Below are 6,494 nucleotides of genomic sequence, written 5' to 3' on the forward strand. Positions count from 1 at the left end.
ATTATTTAATTGGTGACAATAATCTTATGAGCAATATTTATGTGTTCCACGAAGGCAGAGGAGACAATGGGTGGCTTTGGTCTAATGCCTTTGATGGCTCTGAATGGGTTGGCGATCAAAAAGTACCCAATACAGGTATTACTGCGGGTCCATCAGCAGTAGTATACAATGATCAAATCTATGTGTTCCACCAGGGCATGGAAGATAGTGGCTGGCTTTGGTACAATGTTTTTGATGGCTCTGAATGGGCAGGCGATCAAAAAGTACCCGACACAGGTATCAGCGAGGGTCCATCCGCAGTAGTATACAATGACCAAATCTATGTGTTTCACCAAGGTAGGGGAGATAGTGGCTGGCTTTGGTATAATGTTTTTGATGGCTCTGAATGGGCTGGTGATACCGAGGTTAAGAGAACAGGAATGACTGCCGATCCATCAGCAGTGGTATACAATGACCAAATCTATGTGTTTCACCAAGGCCGGGGAGATAGTGGCTGGCTTTGGTATAATGTTTTTGATGGCTCTGAATGGGCTGGTGATACCGAGGTTAAGAGAACAGGAATGACTGCGGGTCCATCCGCAGTAGTATACAATGACCAAATCTATGTGTTTCACCAAGGTAGGGGAGATAGTGGCTGGCTTTGGTATAATGTTTTTGATGGCTCTGAATGGGCTGGTGATACAGAGGTCAAGAGAACAGGAATGACTTCGAGTCCATCAGCAGTAGTATACAATGACCAAATCTATGTGTTTCACCAAGGCCGGGGAGATAGTGGCTGGCTTTGGTATAATGTTTTTGATGGCTCTGAATGGGCTGGTGATACAGAGGTGCGGGGAACAGGTCTTACTGACGATCCAGATGCGGTTGTCATGTAAGTAAATATTTTCTAGTCTATTACTTGCTTCTGACAAATTATATTAGACATCTAGGCGTTGGTAAAGCGCGTGTATGATATTAATCTTAATTACTTAGGAGTCAGGAGTCAGTCCTCAGGAGTCAACCCACCCCTCGCCCCTCCCAGGAGGGGAAGAAAGAAGAAGAAAGAGGAATAGAAGGAGAAAGTTTTTTGCTCGGGTAAAGGTCACGGAGTTCTATAGTGCTCTTCTGCGGACATGATGTCATACCTCAAATTACCAATGCCGATATCTCCAGAAAATAGATATTCCTATTTGAGCAACCCTTTTAGAAAGGTTATATACAGTCCATTGAATAGCGCTTTCCAACAAACTCTGCTATTTATCCAGAGCAAATTTTCCTATTTTCCCTGCTCCTGATCGACGTTTATAGATTCTTTTTCGGAGATGTTTATTTTACTCATTCACTGCCGATGGTTGATCGTCAATAGGAATTCTAGGAAAGCTGGGTAAATCTATTGCTGCTAGTGACAGGTGCTGTTTTTGTGGTACTTCTGATACCACATCTTCTTCAATAACTTCAGGTTCAAATACAAGTGGTTCCCAAGTTGGTAGATGCAGTTTACTCACTGCTGGGGTTGTCTGTTCTCGATCTTGCTGCACATCCTCTGATACTTCAAAAAAGTCTTCTGCATCTATTTCTTTTTCTGGATCTTCTTTATACTCACTAACATTCCACTTTCCTGTAGCTATATTCCATGATATACGTTCACTTTTAACTGTTGCTATTGATTCATATTCAGAAGTATCACCTTCTAGATATTCTTTTACTATTATGTTATTTTCTTCTAATTTTTCTACTTCCTGAGATTGATTTTGATATTCATCTAAATAGTTTTCCTCCATAACTACATATTCTTCTGACTCTATCTCTTCTAACGCCATTGTTGATGATGTTTCATCTATCAATTCATAACTTGGTTCTTCATCTATTCTACTAAATGAGGGTAAACTAGGATTTAATTGACTTGCACTGACCTCTTGAGGTAACTCATTTTGAGGAGTATTTTGGTCTGATAATTCTACTTGTTCAGGTTCTGCTGAAGCTTGTGGTAGATCTATTTTCTTGCCAAGGTTAATTTTGGCAATGTTTTTTTCTTTCTTGCTAAAAATAGCTTCTTTTTGTTGCTGATTTTTTGGCTGTGGAGACCAAGGTTTAACTGGTTCTGAGTTTAGTAAGGGGAGCTTTGTGGTGTTAAGGTTGACAAAAGGATTTTCTTGTTTTTGAGGTTCAGATACAGAGCTACCCTCAGATACTATTACTGGAGATGCTTCCGTTTTAGATATTTCTGTTGGTCGATCTACTGTATCCATTTTTCCTGGCATTTCTAAGCATCTTTCTAATGCTGCTTTAAACTGTAGAGTTTGCTGCTGCTGACGGTATAGTCTTGCCCGCAATTCTTTGCAACTATTTTCTAATTCTTGGAGATGATAAACTTGTTGGCTATAAGATTGTTTTGTTAAGGCACATTCCCGTTCCATTTGTGCCTGTTGTTGCTGACTCACATCCCATTTATCTGTTAGAGACTCTACTAAAACTTCCTGACGTTGAATAATTTGATTGCATAGTTCTAATTTGTAGAATAGGCGAGTTACCTGTTGTTGAGTTGCTGCTAATTCTTTAGTCCTTTCCTCTAGCAACTTTTCTTGATTTTCTAGATTTTCTTGACATTCTTCTAAGGTTATTTCTAGGTCTGTAACTCGATTTACCAGTTCTCGGTTACAATCATGTAGAGCTTCCATGATGTTTGTAGATTCTAGCTCTTCGATAGAATATTCTGTTGGGCCTACTTGAATTTCTGAAATTTCCTGGGACTTTATTGGAAGTTGATTTTGATTGGTTGGTACTAAATTTTTGGCTTCTGCTGAAGCTGTTTCTGCTACTGGAATTGAATCGACACTAATTAAATCAGGAAAATTAACTGTTTCCCACTCGTCATCCTCATCCTCTGGGACAGATGTGTGTATTTCTGGTTCGATAGCTGGTTTGATTTGGTCTACATTATCATTATTATGGCCCAGTTTTTGATTACTTACTGGATTATTTGTTTCTGGTAAGTCTTGGTTTCCAGGAAGTTCCGCTTCTGGCATTGCTTTCACCTAGGATTTAGAGATTGCCTTATGATTATTATATTTTATTATATTAATGTTATAATTTCTCACCGTCAACCATTTTATTATGTTTATATATATTAATAATGCGGCGAGTAATACAGTTAGGAAAAAAATATATTTTACGAACTATCCATAACAAAATTCATTGAATATTTTAGAGAATGTTTGCAAAATAAATATTAAATCGCGTAGTGGCCTGAAACGCCGAAGATGTAGCAATAGTAGGGTCAGGTTCCACGTTTAATTAATCTTGCTCAACATTAAATTTAGATCAACCCTCACCACCTCCTACCCTTATGACCTAATGCACTATTTTAGCTGTGTTAGTCTACTAGATTTCTTGATCTCCCCATCACCCCATCTCCCCATCTCCCCATCACCCCATCTCCCCATCTCCCCATCACCCCATCTCCTCATCCTTCTTCAAGGCCATATATTTTATTGATCGCTAATTGTGAAATATAATGGAAATCTAGAGAAATAATTAATAATTGATTTAGCCTAATTTCTAGAGGACTTTTTCGATGGCTTTGAATTTTAGATTTGCTGTTGCTAGTGATTTACATATTGCAGTTCCTAATACTATTGCTGAACAAGCACATCGTTTTCATTTGGTAGAAGTGAGTATCCCTGCTTTTGAAGTAGTATTAGAAAATTTAAGTAAGCTAGATATTGATTTTTTACTATTACCTGGAGATTTAACTCAAGATGGTGAGCTTGAAAATCATACCTGGTTAAGTAAAAAATTAGCTACACTTCCTTATCCAGTTTATGTCGTACCCGGTAATCACGATGTACCGACAAAATTCACCAATGATTATTCTATTGGTTTGGCAGATTTTCCTAGTTATTATCACCATTGTGGATTTGATTATCAGGAACGATTATATTACACTAAACAAATTTTGCCTGGAGTGCGAATAATTGGGCTTAATTCTAATCAGTTTGATAGTTCGGGTAAACAAGAATATACGGGTGGTTTAGAAGCAGAACAATTAGATTGGTTGAAACAGGTTTTAACTACTACGAAAGAGGAATTAGTGATGGTGATGATACATCATAATGTGATTGAACATTTACCAGATCAATCTAATAATTCCCTTGGTCGTCGTTATATTTTAGAAAATAGGTTGGCATTGTTAGATATTCTTCAATCTGCTGGAGTTAAGCTGATATTTACTGGTCATCTTCATGTTCAGGATATTGCTGAATATCAAGGAATTTATGAAATTACCACTGGTTCTTTAGTTACTTATCCTCATCCTTATCGAATCATTGATTTTACTACCGACTCTAGTGGTCAGCAGTCTTTAAAAATTGAATCTCATCGAGTTAATTCTTTGCCTAACTTCCCCAATCTTAGCGATATTTCTAGGAACTGGCTTGGCGATCGCTCCTTTCGTTTTATGTTTAAACTTTTGACTAATCCTCCTGTAAGTTTATCACCAGAAAAAGCAGAAAAACTTGCTCCTAGTCTGCGTTATTTTTGGGCAGATATTGCAGGTGGTGATGCTGTGTTTAACTTCCCTGAATTTCCGCCTCACGCTAGACAATATTTTGAAAGTTTTAGTGCCGCTAATAGTATTGATAATAACGCTACCTTACTGTTGCAATAATCCACTCTCCTTAAAAAAATCATAATTTTATCTTTTCTAGAAAAGAGGAAATAGGGAATAGGGAAGAAAATTTATGAAAAAAGACACAAAAAATTATCCATAAGTGTAATTTCTACTCCTATTTTTAAGGGAATAGGGAATAGGAAAGAAAATTTATGAAAAAAGACACAAAAAATCGTCCATAAGTGTAATTTCCACTCCTATTTTTATTAGAATTTATATCATGTCCACACTTTATCGTTTGTGTAAATCCCAGAGTGAATATCTACCGGAAATTTAGTTTTTTTTCTTGTTTTAATAATCTTCCTCCTCTTCCCTCTTCCTTCTTCCCTCTTCCCTCTTCCTTCTTCTTCCTTCTTCCTTCTTCCTTCTTCCTTCTTCAAGAAGGTTGACGGCAAATACCAAATACAGAGGTATAACCATGTAAAAATGTACTACCACCCACCGGACCAATTTCACCATTACAGAAAAAGCCACTGATAGGGATATTCAAATAACTACTAAATAATCTAGAATCAAAATTAGGCTTACCATATAGTCCCTCTCCTCGTCCCAAACAAGAAAACATTAAAGCAGTAGCATTATTTGTAGATTTAGCCTCGAAAGAAACTTCCCTTTGATAGCGCTCTAGTAAAATTTCTAAATCTTCTGCTGAGGTATTAGCATCTCGTAAATGAAATTGAATTCGTTGGCCCACCCTTACCTTATCGCCAATGGCGATCGCTCCTGCTTTAGGATCAACTCCAATTAAATTACGGATCAGAAAATCTCCCTGTTTTAAGTTTTGCTGAAATTCGTCTCTTACTATACCGACAAAGAGAGAATTTTCTGCTAGTTTCCTGTCTTGTTCGTTGAGATTTTGTACTAAGCCTTGTAATGCTTCTAGTGGAGATTGTTTAATACCACCCACTATTTGGTCAGAACTAACGACTTCTTCAAGTTCTAAAACTATATTACGTTCTCCTTCTGTAACACGATATGGTTTACCAATAGGCCGACAACCTTGTGCTACTATTGTTTCTAAAATAATATTGCCAGATAGAGAGACTCCTACAGCTCCTTCTTCACAAAGGCGGTCTTGACAAAAAAGTCCTGCATTGTTGCCTGTCGGGCCACTACTAGCTAATCCTCCTACTTTAGCTGAATTAGGATAAGCATAATCTAGACCTTGAAGCAAGTCATTGATTTTGGCAGAAAATGGGTCAGCGAGTATGATAAATTGAGGATTGTCTGCGGTAGGTACTCCGATTAGATTACACCAGTCATCGGGAGAACTGTCTAAGTCTGGTAGTTGTTCTCCACTGATGTGAAAAGCTGTTACTGTGACTTCTGGCAAATGTGCCAAACTGAGGCTAATGGCTGGTTGATGTTCTAGTTCTTGTGGTTTTCCATCATCATTCATACCAACTATACCACCACCTCCACAACCGACGAGTACTGTTTCTGGTAAATATTCTTTTAGTAGAGGCATGAGTCGTGAATATTCACTGGTAAAAGCTGAGGAGATAAATATCAGTCCTAAATCTGCTGTAGTTCCTAATGATTCTAAACTTTTTTCTACTACTTCTTTAACTGCTGCTTCTAATGAGGGACGGGTTGATAGAGAGTTTGACCACTGCATCTATATGGAGGCTCCTTGTGAATATATTTCCAATGTTAATATTTCACCTTCTTGAAAACTAGACACGCGCTAGACATTTGCCATCGGTGACTGCAAATAATTTCATTACTCACCCGTTTCAATGTGTACTTGCTGTGAAAGTTGATGTTCCGCCCACAAACTATGGGGAGCGGATACCCTCAAGGGCTTTCCGACCTTGAAAAAGTTGAGTCCTGCGGATACGATGTA

General features: G+C 37.9%; 4 protein-coding genes. 2 read left to right on the top strand and 2 right to left on the bottom strand.

Going from position 1 to position 6,494, the window contains the following annotated elements; all coding sequences use genetic code 11:
- The first annotated feature begins 26 nt into the window (after positions 1 to 26).
- Complete coding sequence (locus tag F6K15_RS23930) at positions 27 to 875, top strand: hypothetical protein (RefSeq protein WP_293065272.1); 849 nt, start codon at positions 27 to 29, stop codon at positions 873 to 875.
- Between the two features lie 435 nt (positions 876 to 1,310).
- On the opposite strand, the gene F6K15_RS23935 is transcribed toward F6K15_RS23930, so the two are convergent.
- On the bottom strand, positions 1,311 to 3,005 hold the full coding sequence (locus tag F6K15_RS23935; protein ID WP_293065275.1) for a hypothetical protein: 1,695 nt from the start codon (positions 3,003 to 3,005) through the stop codon (positions 1,311 to 1,313).
- A 548-nt stretch (positions 3,006 to 3,553) separates the two neighbouring features.
- On the opposite strand from F6K15_RS23935, the gene F6K15_RS23940 reads away from it, so the two are divergent.
- Complete coding sequence (locus F6K15_RS23940; protein ID WP_293065277.1) at positions 3,554 to 4,645, top strand: metallophosphoesterase; 1,092 nt, start codon at positions 3,554 to 3,556, stop codon at positions 4,643 to 4,645.
- A 379-nt stretch (positions 4,646 to 5,024) separates the two neighbouring features.
- Here the strand turns inward: F6K15_RS23940 and F6K15_RS23945 are convergent, their stop codons facing one another.
- Complete coding sequence (locus tag F6K15_RS23945; RefSeq protein WP_293065280.1) at positions 5,025 to 6,266, bottom strand: FIST N-terminal domain-containing protein; 1,242 nt, start codon at positions 6,264 to 6,266, stop codon at positions 5,025 to 5,027.
- Between the last annotated feature and the right edge of the window lie 228 nt (positions 6,267 to 6,494).

The organism is Okeania sp. SIO2B3, from assembly GCF_010672525.1.
GTDB lineage: Bacteria > Cyanobacteriota > Cyanobacteriia > Cyanobacteriales > Microcoleaceae > Okeania.